The 19,251-nt window shown below is 54.6% G+C and carries 17 protein-coding genes; 15 read left to right on the plus strand and 2 right to left on the minus strand.

From position 1 onward, the window contains the following. Positions 1-291 precede the first annotated feature (291 nt). From AC50YL_RS25315 to AC50YL_RS25330, 4 genes are all read left to right on the plus strand, one after another. Positions 292-567, plus strand: a complete 276-nt coding sequence (locus tag AC50YL_RS25315) for a LexA family protein (protein ID WP_494835631.1) — start codon at positions 292-294, stop codon at positions 565-567. Positions 568-679: 112 nt separating this feature from the next. Further along, the gene (locus AC50YL_RS25320) at positions 680-1,903 is read left to right on the plus strand and encodes an RNA polymerase sigma factor (RefSeq protein ID WP_494835632.1); all 1,224 of its coding nucleotides are present in this window, start codon (positions 680-682) and stop codon (positions 1,901-1,903) included. Positions 1,904-1,942: 39 nt separating this feature from the next. Next, entirely contained in the window at positions 1,943-2,263 is a 321-nt protein-coding gene (locus AC50YL_RS25325; protein WP_494835634.1) for a YciI family protein, read from the plus strand. 214 nt (positions 2,264-2,477) lie between these two features. Beyond that, positions 2,478-2,894, plus strand: a complete 417-nt coding sequence (locus AC50YL_RS25330) for a VOC family protein (protein WP_494835635.1) — start codon at positions 2,478-2,480, stop codon at positions 2,892-2,894. A gap of 113 nt (positions 2,895-3,007) precedes the next feature. On the opposite strand, the gene AC50YL_RS25335 is transcribed toward AC50YL_RS25330, so the two are convergent. Beyond that, positions 3,008-3,322 (minus strand): winged helix-turn-helix transcriptional regulator, encoded by a 315-nt coding sequence (locus AC50YL_RS25335; protein ID WP_494836013.1) that lies wholly within the window; start codon positions 3,320-3,322, stop codon positions 3,008-3,010. A 174-nt stretch (positions 3,323-3,496) separates the two neighbouring features. On the opposite strand from AC50YL_RS25335, the gene AC50YL_RS25340 reads away from it, so the two are divergent. From AC50YL_RS25340 to AC50YL_RS25370, 7 genes are all read left to right on the plus strand, one after another. Further along, entirely contained in the window at positions 3,497-4,423 is a 927-nt protein-coding gene (locus AC50YL_RS25340) for an aldo/keto reductase (protein ID WP_494835637.1), read from the plus strand. 28 nt (positions 4,424-4,451) lie between these two features. Next, positions 4,452-5,327, plus strand: a complete 876-nt coding sequence (locus AC50YL_RS25345; protein WP_494835638.1) for an NAD-dependent epimerase/dehydratase family protein — start codon at positions 4,452-4,454, stop codon at positions 5,325-5,327. 336 nt (positions 5,328-5,663) lie between these two features. After that, on the plus strand, positions 5,664-6,005 hold the full coding sequence (locus AC50YL_RS25350) for a hypothetical protein (protein WP_494835640.1): 342 nt from the start codon (positions 5,664-5,666) through the stop codon (positions 6,003-6,005). A gap of 232 nt (positions 6,006-6,237) precedes the next feature. After that, positions 6,238-8,838, plus strand: a complete 2,601-nt coding sequence (ppsA, locus tag AC50YL_RS25355; protein ID WP_494835641.1) for a phosphoenolpyruvate synthase — start codon at positions 6,238-6,240, stop codon at positions 8,836-8,838. Between the two features lie 361 nt (positions 8,839-9,199). Continuing rightward, on the plus strand, positions 9,200-10,975 hold the full coding sequence (locus tag AC50YL_RS25360) for an ABC transporter ATP-binding protein (protein ID WP_494835642.1): 1,776 nt from the start codon (positions 9,200-9,202) through the stop codon (positions 10,973-10,975). Then, positions 10,972-12,765: an ABC transporter ATP-binding protein gene (locus AC50YL_RS25365; RefSeq protein WP_494835644.1), complete on the plus strand. Its 1,794-nt coding sequence runs from the start codon at positions 10,972-10,974 to the stop codon at positions 12,763-12,765. Before AC50YL_RS25360 ends, AC50YL_RS25365 begins: the two co-directional genes overlap by 4 nt. Positions 12,766-12,988: 223 nt before the next feature. Beyond that, positions 12,989-13,975 (plus strand): SDR family NAD(P)-dependent oxidoreductase, encoded by a 987-nt coding sequence (locus AC50YL_RS25370; RefSeq protein ID WP_494835645.1) that lies wholly within the window; start codon positions 12,989-12,991, stop codon positions 13,973-13,975. 139 nt (positions 13,976-14,114) lie between these two features. On the opposite strand, the gene msrA is transcribed toward AC50YL_RS25370, so the two are convergent. Continuing rightward, positions 14,115-14,633 carry a peptide-methionine (S)-S-oxide reductase MsrA gene (gene msrA / locus AC50YL_RS25375; RefSeq protein ID WP_494835646.1) on the minus strand — a complete coding sequence of 173 codons (519 nt, stop codon included), beginning with the start codon at positions 14,631-14,633 and terminating at the stop codon, positions 14,115-14,117. Between the two features lie 319 nt (positions 14,634-14,952). Between msrA and AC50YL_RS25380 the strand changes: the two genes are divergently transcribed. The 4 genes from AC50YL_RS25380 to AC50YL_RS25395 all read left to right on the plus strand — a co-directional run bounded on the left by AC50YL_RS25380 (position 14,953) and on the right by AC50YL_RS25395 (position 19,246). Next, complete coding sequence (locus tag AC50YL_RS25380) at positions 14,953-15,429, plus strand: GNAT family N-acetyltransferase (protein ID WP_494835648.1); 477 nt, start codon at positions 14,953-14,955, stop codon at positions 15,427-15,429. 198 nt (positions 15,430-15,627) lie between these two features. After that, positions 15,628-17,076, plus strand: coding sequence for a spore germination protein (locus tag AC50YL_RS25385; protein ID WP_494835650.1), 1,449 nt, complete (start codon positions 15,628-15,630; stop codon positions 17,074-17,076). A 20-nt stretch (positions 17,077-17,096) separates the two neighbouring features. Beyond that, positions 17,097-18,185, plus strand: a complete 1,089-nt coding sequence (locus AC50YL_RS25390; RefSeq protein ID WP_494835651.1) for a GerAB/ArcD/ProY family transporter — start codon at positions 17,097-17,099, stop codon at positions 18,183-18,185. Beyond that, positions 18,182-19,246 (plus strand): Ger(x)C family spore germination protein, encoded by a 1,065-nt coding sequence (locus AC50YL_RS25395; protein WP_494835652.1) that lies wholly within the window; start codon positions 18,182-18,184, stop codon positions 19,244-19,246. Before AC50YL_RS25390 ends, AC50YL_RS25395 begins: the two co-directional genes overlap by 4 nt. The last annotated feature ends 5 nt before the right edge of the window (positions 19,247-19,251 follow it).

A 19,251-nucleotide genomic window follows, 5' to 3' on the forward strand; every position in this document is an offset into this window, starting at 1 on the left:
TCTCGTAACGCTCGTTCTTGGCGGAGATCACGGTATCTTCGTCATGCGACTGGATGATCATCGCGGAATCAATGAGCTCCCCTTGCTTCCAAACCGAAATGGTTCTCGTGAAAATACGCATTCTTTCGAAATCGGCATGCGTGAGTAAAGGTCGTAGTTTTGGCATAGGTTCCTCCAGGAATGATGATTGACAACATTTACAGGCGTTAAACAGGATAGTCAAGACTTGATTTGCATATTCCTTCGCATTAGAATGGGAACAGGTGTTCTTTTCTCTGCGGAGGTGCATGTATGAGTTTATCACAAAAAAGCCTGGAAATTGCCTGTTCGATCCTAAATTATACCGCCAAGCGCGGGATGTATCCGACCGTGGACGAGATTCGCAACTTCGTCGGCTTGCGCGAGCGTGCCACCGTTTACGCGCATCTTAACGAATTGCAAGAAGAAGGCGTGGTAGATTGGGAGGACGGGGAGTCGAGAACGTTGAAAGTCCTCCAGACCGATTATGTCGCGGGTGAATACGATAGGCTGCTGAAGGAGAAAAAAAACGATTATATCTACAGGTAAGCCGTGGACATGATCGCTTATCATGCGAGGAGAGTCAGGTTATGAACGGCATACTTTCGATTCATGAGCGTCTGGCCGAATTCAATTCGCGAAACGATCCGGGGGAGCCGCTATGAAGGCGCAGCTTGCGGTTGAACAAGCCGCGCGAGACTCGTATTCCCGCTTGGTCGCCTATCTGGCGGCGCGTTCGCGCGACGTGGCCGCGGCAGAGGATGCGCTCTCGGATGCTTTCTTGGCCGCTCTCGAGGCCTGGCCCCGTACCGGCGTGCCGGATAAGCCCGAGGCATGGCTGCTCACCGCGGCGCGCCGACGGCTGGTGGATGGTATCCGCCATGCAAGCGTGCAGGCCAAAGCGCTGCCGGCCCTGCTCGCGATGACGGAAGAAGCGGAGGAGCTGGCGTATTCCGACGTCGTATTTCCCGATGAAAGACTCAAGCTGCTGTTCATCTGCGCGCATCCTGCCATTGACATCGCGGCACGAACGCCGCTTATGCTCCAGACCGTGCTGGGACTGGACGCTTCCCGCATCGCTTCCGCGTTTGTCGTACAGCCTTCCACGATGGGACAGCGGCTCACCCGGGCGAAAGGGAAGATCCGCGATGCGCGGATCGCTTTCGAGCTGCCCGAAGCCAAGGACCTTCCGCAGCGGCTTGATGCCGTATTGGAAGCCGTATATGCCGCCTATGGAAGCGGCTGGGACGATGTGAACGGGGCCGATTCGCGCCGGAAGGGGCTGGCTTCGGAAGCAATCTACTTGGGCCGGCTTCTGGCGAAACTGATGCCTGACGAACCGGAAGCGCATGGACTATTGGCGCTTATGCTGTATTGCGAAGCGCGTCACGATGCGCGGCGCGCTCCGAATGGAACCTACATTCCGCTTTCCGAGCAGGACGTCGGGCTATGGTCTATCGCTAATATCGAAGAAGCGGAGCGATGCTTGAACCGTGCCGCGCAAGCTCGCCGAATCGGACGCTTCCAGCTCGAGGCCGCAATCCAGTCGGTCCATACCCAGCGTTTATTGACCGGCTATACGGAATGGGAGAACATTGTCATTTTGTATGAGGGACTCGTACGACTTGCTCCGACGCTTGGCGTGCGGGTCGGTCAAGCCGCCGCCGTTGGCGAGGCCGTCGATGCCGCGAGCGGATTCGCCTTGCTCGAGGCCATTCCGGCCGAGGCGGTCAAGAACTATCAGCCCTATTGGGCGCTTGCTGCCCATCTGTTCAAGGTAATGCAGCGGTTCGAAGAGGCCAGGGCGGCTTACAATCGGGCTATCGAGCTATGCGAGGACGCTGCGATGCGCGATTTTCTGGCGCTCCGAGCAGCGCAAGTGTAAGCCAGGCATTTTTCATTCTTCCTCGAGGCGAAAAAGTTATTGTCGGATGTCGAAATCGCGAAGGAAATCAAAGACGCCGGAATCATGAGAGGCGGCGCCAGCCCGGATCTGCCGCAGAACGCCACCACGTTGAGCATGGTCGATGGCCGGCGTCTGGTGCAAGACGGTCCGTTTGCCGATACCAAGGAACAGCTTGGCGGATTCTTCATCATTGAGGTGCCGGATCTGGACACTGCGCTTGAATGGGCGGCTCGCGCGCCCGTATCGCAAGAAAAAAGGATTGAATTGCGGCCGAATTTGCCTTCGAATAACTACCCCGTTTTTTTGCTCAAGCGCAACAAGAAAATACGTATAGCCTAACGCATCGAAACCCGACTATTGGCGGACTTTTGTGTAAAAGCCGGCAATTAATTGGTAGTATAGCGACCGATTGTCGATTATCAACAAGAATTTGTAAAACGAAATCATTTTTTCGAATATTCCTTTACAAGAATATTCCTTGTGAGGTATATTTAAGCCGTGCAGTTGAACCAGTACGACTGTAAACATAAATTTGGATGAGGTGACCCAAGCAATGGCATACAAATCAACCCATACTTACGTAAACTTGCCGGTGAAAGATTTAAATCGGACGAAGGAATTTTTCGGCAGTATCGGCTTCGAGTTTAACGCCCAGTTCTCGGACGAAAAGGCAGCCTGCATGGTAATCAATGACAATACATTCGTTATGCTGCTCATGGAATCGTATTTTGGGTCTTTCATCAGCAAGCCGGTGGCTGATCCTTCCGTCAGCGCCGCTGGAATTATCGCACTCTCCGCCGATAGCAGAGATCATGTGAACGAACTGGCAGACAAGGCGTTGGCCGCGGGAGGCAAACAATACAAGGAAGCCCAGGATCACGGGTTCATGTATGTCAGAAGCTTCGAAGATTTGAATGGACATCTGTGGGAAATTGCTCACATGGACATGAGCGCTATGCCTCAGGAGTAAGCCGCTTAAACTGAATCTCCAATCGTAGAAGCCATTCCGTCATGAGGAATGGCTTCTACGATTGATTCATGCAATTATCAGCCACCGAATGCGCGATACGTGCAATCGAGCGACTAAGCCCAGTCATTGCCCCATTTCTTCAATTCGTGCAAAATTCCGTTAAACGCTTCCCCTTTACGGCTCAAATGGTATTCGACGGTAGGCGGGACCGTCGCGTACACCTCCCGAATCACGACTTCATGCTCTTCCAGGTGCCGCAGCGTTTCCGTCAGCGATTTGGAACTGATGCCGTCGATTGAACCCTTGAGCTCGCTGAAACGTTTCTTGCCATGAAAGAACAGCTCGCGAAGAACAAGAAAGGACCATTTGCCTCCAATGATCCGCAGCGATTTTTCGATCGAACATTCATAAAGCTCAGCTTGATCCATCATGCGCTTCCTCCAATCAAGTAAAGGGATGTTCAAGTGGAATTCTGCTCCGACTGAAGAATCTCCTGCACAAAGGTCACCTTCGGGTTACAAACTATGGTCAAAGTGCGTACTATCGGCATCTCTCGATATCCGATATGCTAGTAGCAGGTCATCCATAACAGGAGGTTCGCGATGTATACCAGAAGTTTGGGAAAAACGGGTATCGAGGTCGCTGAAATCGGCTTCGGCGCTTGGGCAATCGGTGGAGATGCTTGGGGACCGGTTGACGATAAGCAGTCCCTGCGAGCGATGGAAGAAGCGGTCGCGTGCGGCGTTACTTTCATTGATACCGCGGATGTTTATGGCGACGGCAGAAGCGAGAAGCTGGTTGCCCAGCTGATTCAAGGCAAACGAAGCAAGCTGGTCGTCTCGACCAAAGGCGGACTATTGGGACATCATCGGAATCCGAACGGGGCGGCGGTCTATGATCGTCCGGATAAAGTGATTGAAGCCTTCGAGAACAGCTTGAAGAGGCTCGGGACGGATTACATCGACGTCTACTTCTGCCACCTCTGGTGGGATAAGCATGAGGAAACGGAAGCGTTCATGGCGGCCTTCGATCGGCTGAAGCAAGACGGCAAAGTAAGAGCGGTTGGCGTGTCCACCGAGAATTTAGACTATATCAAGCATTTTAACCGAGACGGCGGGCTGGATGCCGTGCAATTGGATTACAGCATCTTGAACCGTTCCACGGAACAGGAAGTCTTGCCTTATTTGCAGCAGCAGGGGATTGGGGCTGTCGTACGCGGTCCGCTCCGCATGGGGCTGTTGACGGGGAAATTCCACGCGGGGACGGAATTTGCGGAAGGGGATATTCGTAAATTTTGGCCGCATGAAGCGTGGTATGCCCAAGATCTCGCTAAAGTCGATGCGCTTAAGTCGCTTGCGGACGAGAATCGCGCCCTTTCGCAGGTGGCGTTGCGGTTTGTATTGAACCATCCGGCCGTGTCCGTGGCGATACCGGGTGCGAAGACAGCGAAGCAGGCGGCATCGAATGCCTTGGCGTCGGCGCGTCCATTATTATCCGCCGATGACGTAAGACGGATCGATCAACTCTAAGCGCGAGAACGAATGGAGGTCTAGTCGAATGAAAGTACTGGTAACCGGAGCATCGGGCAATGGCGGACAAGCGGTATGTCGCGCACTGCTGCAAGCCGGCCATACCGTTCGCATGGCCGACGTCATGCCGACGATGACGGCGGATTTAAGACAAGCGGAGTTCGTTCGGTGCGATTCGCGAACAGTCACGGACGTGCAACGCGCGGTTAAAGGCATGGATGGCGTCATCCACTTGGCAGCCTGGCATTGCGCGCATCAACCTCCCGTCAGCGATGATACGATCTTCGCCGTCAACGTGGACGGGACGTACAATGTGTTCGAAGCGTGCCGCCAGGAGGGAATCCAATCCATCGTGTACGCTTCATCGATGGCTTACGGTTGGGGGTCCGTCTATGGCGTAAGCAAAGTCATTGGCGAAGAACTCTGCCGCTCCTATCAGGAGATGACCGGGGCTTCAATCGCGATGCTGCGGTATCACGAATTTATTCCGCGGCCTTACTTGGAGTTTGGCGCTCGATTGCTGCGCAACGGCGTCGACCGCCGGGATATTGCTTCTGCCACCGTCATGGCGCTAACCGCCGCTGACCGCCGAGCGTTCAAGCTGTTCAAAACCATCGTACACACCGATCACGGCATGCCGGAGCCGGTGAAAAACGATTTTGCCCGGCTAGGACCCGAGTGGTGCGAACAAGAGATTCCCGGGTCGCGAGCGTTGCTCGAGAAATACGGGATTCCGCTGCCCGATCAGGTGGAACAACATGATCTGTCGGAAGCGAAAGCCGTGCTGGGATGGCAGCCGCAGATCGGGTTCGCGGATTTTCTGAAGGATCTGAAATCAAGGGATGAGCGGGGCCTCGACGTGAGCGGGCTCATCGTACCGTCCGAACTTCCGCAGGATTTATGACCCTCTACCTGCATAAAAAGGAGCTCGTCTCAAAAATCGCGGACAAATGGAATACTGGCGACTGTTGACTCGCGAAAACTGAATATCCAATCTGCGAAGGCAGCCGATCCTATCGATCGGCTGCCTTCGCTCGGTTAAACGGGAGTAGAGGGGTACTACAAAAGTTAGCACTATTTGATCCAAGGAGGGCGGAGTTATAATCCATGTAACTTGACATGACAAGTTAACCTTCAAATTTGGCACGAATTTATTGAGGAAGTGGCGGACACGATGCGGTTTGTGAACTATGTATGCTTGTTGATGGTATATGTCTTCTCGTACTCGGTTGGCTTCCTCATGTATAAACATGCGCTTTGGGTAATCTGGAAGCAGAAGCTGGGAGGGGACATCTATGCGGTCGTATTTTGGTCGGTGTTAGCTTATATCCCGATCGGGCTCGTTTATCTCCTGCTATGTGTCTTGATCAAGCATAAAATAAAATCCTTCCTCCGCTATCCCTTATACCCGATAAGCTGTGCGCTGGCTTTTGTAATACCTACTTCAATCATTCTGGCAAGTCATGGCGGCGGGAGCCTGATTTCACCCGAAGCGCGGTTATTTATCATTATGTTTGTCTCGACCGGGGTAACTTTTGGTTTGGGGTTTGGCGTCGTTTCAAAAATAGAGGAGAAAAGATAGTGTGGAGGGGGGCCTCTGGCTTTACGTTTGACTAAACCCGAACATCAAAAAAGAACCCGGATAAGGATACCAGGTTCTTGAGATTGCATATAAACAAACGCAATGTTACAATCAGTTCACGACTGCTAAAATGTAGTAGACATAATTATTACATCTTACAATTTAAATGTATCATGCCGGCGGATTCTTGTCAAATCTTATTTCACAAGCTGATGATTAGGAGCGATGTTCAATGAGTGCTTTGGTTCTCGGTTTTCAGGAAATGGACAACACGCAGCGTATGATCGTTGGCGGAAAAGCGCTGAATTTAGGGGAATTATCCACCATGGAAGGCCTGCAAGTACCGGAAGGATTTTGCGTGACAACGGCGGGATACCAACAAGCCATCGGACAAAACGAAGCCTACCGCGCGCTATTGGAGCGACTAAGCACGCTGAAAACACAAGATCGCGAGCCGATCGGCGAGATCAGCAGGCAGATTCGACAAATGATCCAGGAAGCGGAAATGCCTGCCAATGTGGAGCAAGCCGTTGCCGGCTATCTCGCCCGGTACGGCGAGGAGCACGCGTATGCCGTGCGTTCCAGCGCGACGGCCGAGGATTTGCCGCATGCCTCCTTCGCAGGGCAACAAGACACTTACTTGAATATCGTCGGCAAGGAAGCGATCTTGCGGCATATCGGCAAATGCTGGGCGTCCCTATTTACGGATCGCGCGGTCATTTACCGGATGAGGCAAGGCTTCGACCACAGGCAGGTTTATCTGTCCGTTATCGTGCAAAGAATGGTTTTCCCGGAGGCTTCGGGGATTCTATTTACCGCCGACCCGATTACCTCCAACCGAAAATCGCTTTCGATCGATGCCGGCTTTGGGCTCGGCGAAGCGCTGGTCTCGGGTCTGGTCTCAGCCGATAATTATCGCGTACAGAATGGGGAGATCGTCCATAAGCGGATTGCGGCCAAGAACTTGGCCATCTATGGGCGTGAAGAAGGCGGAACGGAGACCCGGCAGGTCGAAGGCGATCGGCAAAACGCTCAGACGCTGACGGATCAACAAATTTTACGGCTGGCAAGCCTCGGCAGACAGATCGAAGCTCATTTCGGCTGCCCCCAGGACATCGAGTGGTGTTTGGCGCAGGATACCTTTTACATTGTCCAGAGCCGGCCGATCACGACGTTATTTCCGATCCCCGAAGCGAATGATCAAGAAAACCGCGTGTACGTATCCGTCGGCCATCAACAAATGATGACCGATCCCATAAAGCCGTTGGGATTGTCCTTTTACCTGATGACGACTCGGGCACCCATGCGCAGAGCCGGCGGCAGGTTGTTCGTTGACGTGACGCCGATGCTGGCTTCGCCCGTCAACAGAAACAGGTTCTTGGATACGTTGGGCAAATCCGATCCGCTCATCAAGGACGCGTTCCTGACGATCATCGGACGGGAAGATTTTGTTAAACCGCTGCCCGATGACGGAAAGACGCAGGGGCCCGGCAAAAGCCTTACGGACACGAAGATCTCGTTCGACAACGACCCGGCAATCGTCGCCGAATTAATCGAGCGCAGTCAAGCCTCGATCGAAGCGTTAAAACAAACCATCCAAACGAAATCGGGTTCGGCGGTAATGGACTTTATTCTGGACGATATCCAAGAATTGCAAAGGATTTTATTCGACCCGCGAAGCACGAGCGTGTTTATGTCGGCCATGAACGCCACGTCGTGGATCAATGAAAAAATGAACGAGTGGCTGGGCGAAACTAACGCGGCAGATACGCTTTCCCAATCCGTCCGGGGCAATATTACCTCGGAAATGGGTTTGGCGCTGTTGGATGTCGCTGACGCGATTCGTCCTTATCCGGAAGTCGTTGCTTATATACGGCAAACAAAAGACGATCGTTTTCTGGATGAACTGGCGAAGATTGACGGCGGACAGCAAGCCCGCGACGCGATCCAGGCTTATCTCGACCGATACGGCATGCGCTGTGCCGGGGAAATCGATATGACGAGAACGCGCTGGAGCGAGAAACCGACGACGCTGGTCCCGCTGATTTTGGCAAACGTCAAAAACTTCGAGCCGCATGAAAGCCGGCGGAAGTTCGAGCAAGGGCGAGCAGAAGCTTCGCAGAAAGAACGAACGTTACTGGAGCGATTGAGGCAGCTGCCGGATGGCGAAGCGAAAGCCGGTGAAACGAAACGCATGATCGACCTCGTCCGGAATTTCATCGGGTATCGGGAATATCCCAAGTACGGCATGGTCAGCCGCTACTTCGTCTATAAGCAGGCCTTGCTGAGAGAAGCCGAGCGGCTCGTGCAAGCGGGCGTTATTCGCGATAAGGAAGATATCTATTACCTCACCTTCGAAGAGCTTCGCGAGGCCGTACGCACGAATGAACTGGATGACCGGATCATCGGCAGCCGAAAAGACGAATACAGGTTCTATGAAAAGTTGACGCCGCCGCGCGTGATGACGTCCGATGGCGAAATCATTACAGGCACGTATAAAAGAGATCATCTCCCGCCCGATGCGATCGTCGGCCTGCCCGTTTCTTCCGGCGTCATAGAAGGGCGCGCGCGCGTCATCCTGAAGATGGAAGATGCCGATTTGGAGGAGGGAGATCTGTTGGTCACCGCCTTCACGGACCCTAGCTGGACACCGTTGTTCTTATCCATAAAAGGCCTCGTCACCGAAGTCGGCGGACTGATGACGCATGGAGCCGTCATCGCGCGCGAATACGGATTGCCGGCGGTCGTCGGCGTGGAGCATGCCACCACACGGATAAAGGACGGGCAGCGCATTCGCGTGCACGGAACGGAAGGGTATATCGAACTCTTGTAAGGCTCCGTCCTGCGCGATCATGGACGGACATGGCAATGCTTAACCTGACTATCCAGATTCTGGTTGACGCTGTTCGCAAGCCCGTGCTATAGTTTGCTTATTCGAGTTTCGATCAAGTTTCGATTCGAAACCATTCCCGAAGGAGGTCGCCAAAATGACAAGTCCAATCGCCCCAATCCCATCCAATTTCATAGGCTTGTATCTATTGGCTGACCCTGCCGTGCGTATGCATTAATTTCCCCTACGTACTTCGCTCCAGGCGGTTGCGCCTGGAGCTTTTTTATTGTCTTCTCCAGGTCCCCGCCTGCACGGTCACGGTCACGCCGCGATTGCTTAATTCAGAAAGGGGCTCTCCTCTGCCATGCCGCAAACACAAAAAAGCGAACCGCAATCCAACCGCGATCCGAAACAATCCATGTCCTGGCTTCTTCAATACCTGCGTCCCGTCAAATGGCGGATGCTCGCGCTGCTGCTGTTGCTGCTGGCGACGACCGCGCTGCAGCTCTTGAACCCGCAGATCGTCCAGCGGTTCATCGACCAGGCGACCGGCTCGGGAAGCGTCTCCGGCCTGTTGTCGCTGGCGGGGCTGTATCTCGCCGTGGCCGTGCTCAATCAATTGTTCACGGTATCGGTCGACTATCTGGGGAACGACGTCGCCTGGCGGGCCACCAACCAGATTCGGGCCAACCTGCTCAAGCACGTCCTGCGGCTCGATATGCGGTTCCACAACGTCAAGACGCCGGGCGAGATGATCGAACGCATCGACGGAGACGTCACCAACATGTCGAACTTCTTCGCGATGTTCATCGCCAAGATCGTGGGCAGCTTCGTCCTGCTCGCGGGCATTCTCGGCTATATGTTCGTCTACGACTGGACGATCGCCGCGACGATGACGGCCTTCACCTGCCTGTCCATCGGCGTCATGTTCCGAATCCGCGACCTGGGCGTAAAGGCCTCCCAATCGGAGCGCCAAGCGAACGCCTCCCTCTTCGGCCTGATCGAGGAGCGGATCGCGGGCATCGAAGACGTGCAGGCGAACGGCGGGGTGCCGCGCCTGATGAATCGGTACCATCGGGCGATGCGATCGGTATTCCTGTCCGGCCGCAAGGCTTGGATGCTCCGGGTCATGCCTTGGAACGTCACGGTCGCGATGTTCACGGTCACCGTCACGATCGTGCTGCTGCTCAGCGTCCGCATGTATCTGCAAGGAAACATCACGCTCGGCATGCTATTTCTCTTTTTTCAATACACCCAGATGCTGAACGACCCGATCGAACAGCTCGGCGATCAATTGCAGGAATTTCAGAAGGCCAAGTCCGGCATGCGCCGCGCGCGGGAGCTGCTCTCGCTGCGAAGCGAGATCGCGGACGGCGACGGCGACGAGCTGCCGCAAGGTCCGCTGTCCGTGTCGTTCGAGCGGGTGAACTTCGGTTACAACGAGGATCAGCGCATTCTGCACGACATCAGCTTCAAGCTGAAGCCGGGTGAACGGCTGGGCCTGATCGGGAGGACCGGCAGCGGCAAGTCGAGCATCAGCCGGCTGCTGCTCCGCCTGTATAATTTGGACAGCGGCGCCATTCGGGTAGGCGGGGCGGATATCCGTTCCCTGCGCCTGGAGTCGCTGTATCGCAGGGTCGGCATGGTCACGCAGGACGTGCAGCTGTTCGACGGCACGCTCCGCGATAATCTGACGCTGTTCAATCCGCGGCTCTCGGACGAAACGATCCTCGAGACGACCGAACGGCTCGGACTGCGCCCGTGGATCGAGGCGATGCCCGAAGGGCTGGATGCGCGCCTCTCCGCCGGAGGCGCGTCGCTCTCCGCGGGGGAAGCGCAGCTGTTCGCGCTGACGCGGGTGTTCCTGACCCAGCCGAGCCTCGTTATCCTCGACGAACCTTCCTCGCGGCTGGACGCCGCGACGGAGGCGACCCTGCAGACGGCCGTCGATCAACTGCTGGAGCGGTGCACGGGGATCGTGATCGCCCACCGCCTGGCCACGCTGGACCAAGTCGACAAAATCATGGTGCTGCGTCAGGGACGCATCATCGAGTTCGGCCCGCGAGCCGCGCTGGCGCAAGATCCGTCATCGGAATACGCGCGGCTGCTGCGAGCCGACCGACAGGAGGAATTAGCATGACCGTCACGCAATTCATGGGGAAACTGTTTCGTTACAACCCCCTGTTATATCTCGTCAATGCCCTGCTATGGGGCGGCTTCCACGCCATGCCCGTCGGCATCGGGCTCGGCATGAAATGGTTCTTCGACCGGGCGACGACCCAGTCGCACGATTACGTATGGCTCGCGGTGCCGCTGATCGTCGTCGCGTTGATCCGGTTCTCCAGAGTCGGCCTGTTTTTTATCGCTTTTTTCAAATGGGTGACGTACATCTATCACCTCCAAGCCGTTCTGCGCCGCAATATGCTGGCGGGGATCATGCGCTGGCCCGGACGCAATTTGCCGGCCTCGCCCGGGGAAGCGATGACCCGTTTCCGGGAGGACGTGGACGAAGTGGTCGAATACGTGGAGTCCTGGGTCGATTTCTGGGGCCGCGTAATCTACGCGGTCGCCTGCATCGCGATCATGGCCCGCATCAATTGGCAGATCACGATCGTGGCCATTCTCCCGCTCGTCGTCGTCACGCTGTTTAACAACCTTTCCGGCAACCGGGCGAGACGGTATTCCCGGATGAACCGGGAAGCGACCGGCCGGATCACCGGCTTCATCGCGGAGACGTTCGGCGCGGTGCAGGCCGTGAAGCTCGGGCGGGCGGAGGACCACGTGCTGAACCGGTTCCTCCAGCTGAACGAGAGCCGCCGGAAGGCGGCCCTGCGCGATAACCTGTTCAGGCAGTGGATGCGATCGCTCAACCAGCATGTGCTCAGCATCTGCATGGGCGTCATCCTCCTGATGTGCGCCGCGGAGATGAAGGCGGGGCGCTTCACCGTCGGCGATATCGCGCTCTTCACGTCCTACCTGAGCACGTTCGCGTTCAGCGTTTCCCTGTTCGGCTATATGGTCTTCCAGCACAAACGGCTGCGCGTTGCGCTCGATCGGATGCGGGTTCTGTTTCGTCCGGGCGAGGAAGACCGCATCGCGGAACATAGCGAGATCCACCTGTACGGCGATCCCCCGGAGACCGAGGCTCCGACCGCGAGCGCGGACGAGAGATTGCAAAGCTTGGAGGTGCGGGGCTTATCCTATGCGTACCCGAACTCGGAGAACGGGATCCGGGACGTCGGCTTCCGGCTGGAGCGCGGCAAGTTCCTGGTCGTGACCGGCCGGATCGGTTCGGGCAAATCGACGCTCGTCCGCACGCTCCTCGGGCTTCTGCCGAAATCGGAAGGGACGATCCAGTGGAACGGGCGGTTGATCGAAGATCCGGCTGCCTACTTCCAGCCGCCGCGCACGTCCTATACGCCCCAAGTCCCGCGGCTGTTCAGCGACACGCTCGGGGAGAACATTACGCAAGGCAGCGCGGTTCCGCCGGACGCGATGGACCGCGTCATTCGCTTGGCCGTCATGGAGCAGGATCTTCGAACGTTGGATAACGGGCTCGAGACGTTCGTCGGTCCCCGCGGCGTCATGCTCTCCGGCGGACAGATTCAGCGTGCCGCCACGGCCCGGATGCTCATGACGCAGTCGGACGTCTTCCTCTTCGACGATCTGTCCAGCGCGCTGGACGTCGAGACGGAGAAGGTGCTGTGGGAGCGGCTGTTCCGGGAACGGGACGTGACCTGCATCGCGGTGTCCCATCGCCGAGCGGCGCTGGCGCGGGCCGACCACATTCTCGTGATGAAGGACGGACGGGTCGAAGCCGAGGGCTCGCTGTCCGAGCTGCTCGCGACCAGCACGGAAATGCAGCTGCTGTGGCAGGGCGAGGAGTCGAAGGCGGATAGCGAGGAAGAAGAAGCCGAGCAGCCGGCGTGAGGTTGCGCGCGCGAGATACGAGCAGCAGTAAGCCCGATCGGATGAACGAATGATCCGAATGGTGATTTTAAGCAGCAGCATGCTTACGATTCGTTTCATCGTTTCCCTGGCATTGCATGGATGTTAAGAATTTAAATTGTTTTAAGATACTGAGTTGTTTAGCGGTACTTACTAATGTATAGTCGTTATGTGCTATTGCACAATCATCCCTGGAGGTTACCACATGACGACTCAGAATCATATCGCGCTTCAAACTCCGCTTCGAACGGGCTTCGGGCCTAGAACGACCGCCAAGGAAGCCTTGGGCGGCCAGGACCTGACCGGCAAGATCGCTATCGTTACGGGCGGCTATGCCGGGCTTGGCCTGGAAGCGGTCAAGGCGCTTTCCTCTGCCGGAGCAACGGTTATCGTGCCCGCCCGCACGCCCGAGAAAGCGCAGGCAGCCTTAAACGCGGTTCCGGGCGTGGAGCTGGAACGATTGGAGCTCATGGATCCCGCGTCCATCGATGCGTTTGCCGAACGTTTCCTCGCTACCGGCCGGCCTTTGCATATCCTGATCAATTCCGCAGGCATCATGGCGACTCCGCTGGTTCGCGATTCGCGGGGATTTGAATCCCAGCTTGCGACGAATCATTTGGGCCATTTTCAGCTAACCGCGCGGCTATGGCCGGCGCTCGAGAAGGCGGAAGGCGCGAGAATCGTATCCGTATCGTCGTTCGCGCACCAGCTCGGCGGCTTTGATTTTGAAGACCCCAACTTCCACGCGCGCGATTATGATAGGTGGGCTGCGTACGCGCAATCGAAGACGGCGAATTCGCTGTTTGCCGTGGCCATGGACAAACGCGGAAAAACGCACGGCGTACGGACCTTTGCCGTTCATCCGGGCACGATCATCACGAATTTGAGCCGCTATATGACCGATGACGAGTTGAATGCGTTCAGTACGTTGAATGAGCAGGGGGAACGCGTCTTGTTAGCGTACAGCGATGAATTCAAGACGATCGAAGAAGGCGCGGCCATTCTCGTCTGGTGCGCGGTCCATCCTCAGCTTGACGGGAAGGGCGGCGTTTATTGCGAGAACGGGGACATCGCGGAAATCACGTCCGCGCCGTTCACGCCCGGCGTATTCGAACGGGCAGTGAACGCCGAGGACGCCGAGCGCCTGTGGACGTTAAGCGAACAACTGACCGGCGTGAAATTCGAACTTTAACCGGTCAGATCGATCGTTTGCCGGCCTTGCTCCGTTTCCGCTTGTCCTATGATTCGATCCGAGAGCATAAGAAAGGCGGCCAACGATTCCGTTGGCCGCCTTTCTTCATGATGAACCGCGCGCTCGATGCCGCGCTCGCTTATTGCCAGTATTTCTCGATAATGGCGTTGCGGCCGGAGGATTCTCTGGATTCTTCGTAGTGCGCCGGATTTTTCCGGTGATAGTCCTGGTGATAGTCTTCGGCCGGATAAAAGACGGAAGCCGCTTCGACCTCCGTGACGATCGGTTTATCGAACCGTCCGCTCCGTTCAAGCTCTTCTTTGGACTTCAGCGCCAGCAAACGTTGTTCTTCGTTATGGTATAAAATCGCCGCGCGATATTGGCTTTTGCGATCGTTGCCCTGCCCGGTGGCGTCCGTCGGATCGATCTGCGGCCAGTATAGTTCAAGCAGCTTTTCATAAGGGAAAACCGCCGGATCAAACGTGATCTGCACCACTTCCAGATGTCGGGTTTCTCCCGTAAGCACTTGCTCGTACGTAGGATTCTCCACGCTGCCGCCCATATAGCCGGACAGGATGCCGTGAATGCCCGGCTGTTCCTCGAACGGACTGACCATGCACCAGAAACAGCCGCCCGCAAACGTTGCTTTTTGTAACATCTATATTCCCCATTCCGCGATCGTAGTTTACTAGACTCTCATTATAATCACTTTCGGCAAGGCCGTCCATGGCAGCAAATTGGCTCTTCAATTCGCGTTCACCCGCTCCTATACAAAAAAATAAAACCGGCACGCTCAAGCGCCGGTTCATTCGTCATGTCCGAAATGGCGATCCAAAAATAACCACGGATACATAATCGTGTATAAAAAAAATCAACGTCAGTCTATACCTTTTTTGGGATAAATCGTATGTTAGGTAAGCGAAGCGGCCGCTGCGCGCACCGATATCGGAGACCGACGAGGAAGGGAGCAATACCGTATGATTACGCTCGGAAAAATCACGCTGGACAACCGGCGTGCCTTGTTTAACCTGGAAGTTTCCGAGGAGCAGCGCCGCTTCGTGGCGTCCAATCTATCGAGCGTGGCCTCGTGTTATGTCCTTGCGACCAATGGGGGACACCCGTTTCCGTTTATCATCTACGCGGATGAACAACCGGTCGGGTTCGTGATGATCACGCATCGCATCACCGGATACGAGGTACCGTCCATCGCGGACGACGGCTATTGCATCCTGCGGCTGATGATTGACCGGCGTTACCAGAATCGAGGCTACGGCCGGGAAGCCATGGTCGAAGTCCTGGCATTCATCCGCCATTTTCCGGCAGGGCCCGCCACGTACTGCTGGATCTCCTACAAGGCCGACAATGCGCCCGCCAAAAGGCTTTATGAAAGCTTCGGCTTTCGCGATAACGGCGACGTTTTCAATGAAGAACGAATAACCGTCCTGCGGCTCTGATTAAAGACGCGAAGGCAGCGGGTTGAGCGGCACCGCCGAACGACCCGCTGCCTTCTTTCGATTTCCCGTACGCGTTCGAATAAGGAGAGGGGCCGTCATGGGATATACGAAGCAGCTTCAAGCCGAATCGCGAACGTATAAGAAGCGGCTGACAGTGAATAATGATACACAAAGTTACAGGAAAAGGAAGTATTTTACATGCCTGCAATCCCCAAGGAGTGGGAGGAATTCAGGGAATCCTCGGATTTCGTTTTTCTTCATCAATCGATTCATGGTAAGCCTTATTCGATTTGTTTTTTCAAATCCATTACGGATTTATATATTCTCAACGAACAAATTCTTGATTATGTAAGCAAGAACGCCGGACTTTCATTCGATGAACTATTTGAATCGATGCCGATCGCGGAAAAAGAACGATCATCCGACTGGAATGCGATTCGAAACAAATTACTGCGCGGGTACGTGGCGATTGGGCAGCCTTCTAACCCCGCAACCATCCTGATGAACGCCGCTTTGTCGAAGGGGCGCGTCGTATCGAAACCCGAAATCGAATTCAATGTCGAAGGTCCGAAAGAAGCGCTCGTCGAGTCGTTGGACACGAACTTGAATCTGATTCGCATGCGGCTCCCGGTCGCCTCGTTGCGGATAAAAGAACTCCAAGTCGGGGATCTCTCCAAGTCGAGAGTGGCGATTTGTTACCTCGAGGGGATCGCGAACGAGCAATATATTCAAACCTGCCTGCAACGCGTCGGGGACATGCAGTTCGATACCGTGACGGATATTACCATCATTCAACAAATCATCGAGGACAACTCGAACTCGATCTTTCCGCAGTTGCTTGGAACGGAACGAACGGATCGCATTACGTGGAGCTTGACGCTCGGTCAAATCTGCATCTTGGTTGACGGATCTCCGAATGCGCTTATCGGTCCGGTTACGTTCGAGCATTTCTTCACCTCGTACGAGGATTATTTTTTGCCGTGGATCATCGGATCGGTTATTCGCATGATTCGCATAACGTCCGTGATGTTCTCGATATTAGCTTCGGCCATGTACGTAGCCGTCCTGACGTATCACGGTCACGGGATCTCGAATACGTTTTTGCCCACGATCATTGCCTCCCGAATCAACGTCCCTTTCCCTCCCGTCGTCGAGGTCCTCATCATGGAGCTTGCCATCGAGCTGCTGCGGGAAGCGGGAGCGAGATTGCCGTCCAAGATCGGGCAAACGATCGGGATCGTCGGAGGCATCGTCCTCGGGACCGCGGCGGTTCAAGCTGCGCTGACCAGCAACTTCCTGCTCATCATCGTGGCCTTGTCGGCGATGGCTTCGTTTACGACGCCTGTTTTTCGGATGAGCAATACCATACGCATCCTTCGGTTTCCGTTTATCCTCTTTGCTCAGATGTGGGGATTGCTCGGGATTTTCCTGTGCGCCATCATCGTGGTTACGCATCTGCTGCGCCTTACTTCTCTCGGCATGCCGTATCTGGTTCCGTTTTATCCATTACGCCCGAAGAGTTTAACCGATACGATGATCCGTCCGCCGTATTCCATTTTTCATCATCGGCCGGCGTTCTTTAGAACCAAGGATCCGGACAGGTACGATAAACGAAAGTCGACATTGAAAAAAGACATTGACGAATAACGGGTTCGGGGGGATTGACGTTGACTTCGCAGATTCAAGAACGCCATACCGTCTCTCCGTATCTCACGTTCGTCATCATCCACGCCATGCTGTTCGGAATCGACTTTCTGTTCGTGTCCGTCAAGCCGATCCATCTTGCCGGACAGGACGCATGGATGGCCGTCCTGCTTTGCTCGCTCGGCATCCATATCGTCATTGCGATGATGTACCGCATTCTTAACCGTCATCGGACGGACCTGATAAACATCCATATCCTGTTGTTCGGTAAATGGATCGGCCTGCTGCTTAACCTCCTCTTTTCGGTCTATTTTCTGTTCGTAAGCGTCTATCAAGTCCGGTTGTTTATTGAAGTCATCCAAGTTTGGGTGTTTCCGGATCTGGAAACGTGGTCGCTGGCACTGAGCTTGCTGCTCATCGCCTACTATATGATTGCGGGAAGTTTTCGCGTCATCGTTGGCATCAGCATGTTCAGTCTGCTCAATACCATTCTTTTTGCAACGATTTTTGCCATGATCCCGTTTTTTCACTTCAACAACTTATTGCCTGCCATGAGTCATTCGCCGAAAGATATTTTCAAAGCCGCAAAGGAATTGACCGTCTCGTACACGGGCATAGAAATGCTCCTATTTTGCTACCCGTTTATTAAAACGCCGAGAAAATCGCAAAAATGGGCGCATTGGGGGACGTTATCCATAACCGTGCTTTATGTTACGGAAGTTATCTTCGGGGCAATAAGCTTCAAATCCGGACAATTATCGCATGATATATGGCCTGGATTGACCAAATATGGCTTCATCCAGTTTCCTTTCGTCGAACGATTCGAATTTATCGGCGCATCCGCCACGGTGCTGCGACTGTTCCCCGTCATTGGTTTATGCATCTGGGCCTCCAGCCGGATCATGAAGTTTACGTTCCCGATCAGACAAGTGACCGTTCTTCCGATCTTGTTAGGTTTGGTTTTCATTGCAATCTGTTCGATTCCGAATCGAATCGGCGTCGACGTCGTTCAATATTGGATCAGGATGTCGGGGATCAGCGTTATTTTTGGCTACATCCCCGCGCTCTTCCTATTCGATATGTTCAGAGCGAAGGCGAGGAAGACGAAGTGAAACGGACCGTTTGCATGATGTTGACGATTATCCTGTTATTGACGGCATGCGTACAACAACAAATTCTGGATCGAGTTCACCTGTTTATTGTTGCCTCGTATGACGAAGTATCCAAAGATCAGATCGAGATCACATTGGCGGTTCCCAAATTTCAAGCGGGAAAACCCGAGACCGTATCGGATGAAATGTACTCGAAAACAGGACATACAAGTTCCGGGATCCGGGAATTCATGAGTTCGCAAATGGACAAGCCCTTACAAACCGGGAAGCTTTCGGTCGTAATGTTCGGCAGCGACAAAGCCTCGAGCGGGATCGCGAAGGAGTTGGACGTCCTGCTGCGCAACGCGGTTTATTCGCGCTTGATGTCCTTGGCGGTAGTGGACGGAAAGGGCAAAACCCTACTGGAGCAGAACTTTAGCAAGAAGGAAGAAAAAGGGATATTTATCTACCATCTGCTTGATTCGAACACGCGAAATGGCGCTCTTCCCAGTCAAAATCTGCATGAATTCGAGTATTCCCTCGTAGGAGAAGGGCTCGACCCCTACTTGCCTCTTCTTCAAATCCAGCATGGCCGTCTCGTAGTTGCCGGCACTGCATTATTCCGCAACGACAAGTACGTGGCATCGCTGGATTTTAACCAATCGAAGCTCATGAAACTGCTGCTGCAGGACATGAATCAAGGGATCTTTGATATGAGGCTTGACGATGGAGCGTACATGGCCGTTGAAAATGTCGGGTCCTCCGTGAAGTATCGGATGAAGAATGACGCTGTCGCGATCAGCCTGTCGATGAACTGCAAAATAAGAGAAGCGGACGGCTACCTGATATCGGACGAGGAGCTTCGCAATCTGAACAAACGATTCGAAAAACAGCTCTTCCAAGCAGAATCGGAACTCGTCAAAACGTTTCAAAAACATGCGATCGATCCGCTGGGCTTAGGTGACTTCGCCAGAAGCCGAAATAAAAATTGGCAGGAAGCAGACTGGATGCGCAGCTATCCGACGATGAACGTGAATGTAGAAGTCCAAGTCAATTTCATGGAAACCGGAACCAGACGTTAGAATGA

This window comes from Paenibacillus sp. J22P277 (assembly GCF_059383675.1).

Excerpts from the sequence above, each read along its gene's own strand:
- AC50YL_RS25315 (WP_494835631.1), top strand. The coding sequence starts at position 292 with ATGAGTTTATCACAAAAAAGCCTGGAAATTGCCTGTTCGATCCTAAAT.
- AC50YL_RS25320 (WP_494835632.1), top strand. The coding sequence starts at position 680 with ATGAAGGCGCAGCTTGCGGTTGAACAAGCCGCGCGAGACTCGTATTCC.
- AC50YL_RS25330 (WP_494835635.1), top strand. The coding sequence starts at position 2,478 with ATGGCATACAAATCAACCCATACTTACGTAAACTTGCCGGTGAAAGAT.
- AC50YL_RS25335 (WP_494836013.1), bottom strand. The coding sequence starts at position 3,322 with ATGGATCAAGCTGAGCTTTATGAATGTTCGATCGAAAAATCGCTGCGG.
- AC50YL_RS25340 (WP_494835637.1), top strand. The coding sequence starts at position 3,497 with ATGTATACCAGAAGTTTGGGAAAAACGGGTATCGAGGTCGCTGAAATC.
- AC50YL_RS25345 (WP_494835638.1), top strand. The coding sequence starts at position 4,452 with ATGAAAGTACTGGTAACCGGAGCATCGGGCAATGGCGGACAAGCGGTA.
- AC50YL_RS25350 (WP_494835640.1), top strand. The coding sequence starts at position 5,664 with ATGTATAAACATGCGCTTTGGGTAATCTGGAAGCAGAAGCTGGGAGGG.
- ppsA (WP_494835641.1), top strand. The coding sequence starts at position 6,238 with ATGAGTGCTTTGGTTCTCGGTTTTCAGGAAATGGACAACACGCAGCGT.
- AC50YL_RS25360 (WP_494835642.1), top strand. The coding sequence starts at position 9,200 with ATGCCGCAAACACAAAAAAGCGAACCGCAATCCAACCGCGATCCGAAA.
- AC50YL_RS25365 (WP_494835644.1), top strand. The coding sequence starts at position 10,972 with ATGACCGTCACGCAATTCATGGGGAAACTGTTTCGTTACAACCCCCTG.
- AC50YL_RS25370 (WP_494835645.1), top strand. The coding sequence starts at position 12,989 with ATGACGACTCAGAATCATATCGCGCTTCAAACTCCGCTTCGAACGGGC.
- msrA (WP_494835646.1), bottom strand. The coding sequence starts at position 14,633 with ATGTTACAAAAAGCAACGTTTGCGGGCGGCTGTTTCTGGTGCATGGTC.
- AC50YL_RS25380 (WP_494835648.1), top strand. The coding sequence starts at position 14,953 with ATGATTACGCTCGGAAAAATCACGCTGGACAACCGGCGTGCCTTGTTT.
- AC50YL_RS25385 (WP_494835650.1), top strand. The coding sequence starts at position 15,628 with ATGCCTGCAATCCCCAAGGAGTGGGAGGAATTCAGGGAATCCTCGGAT.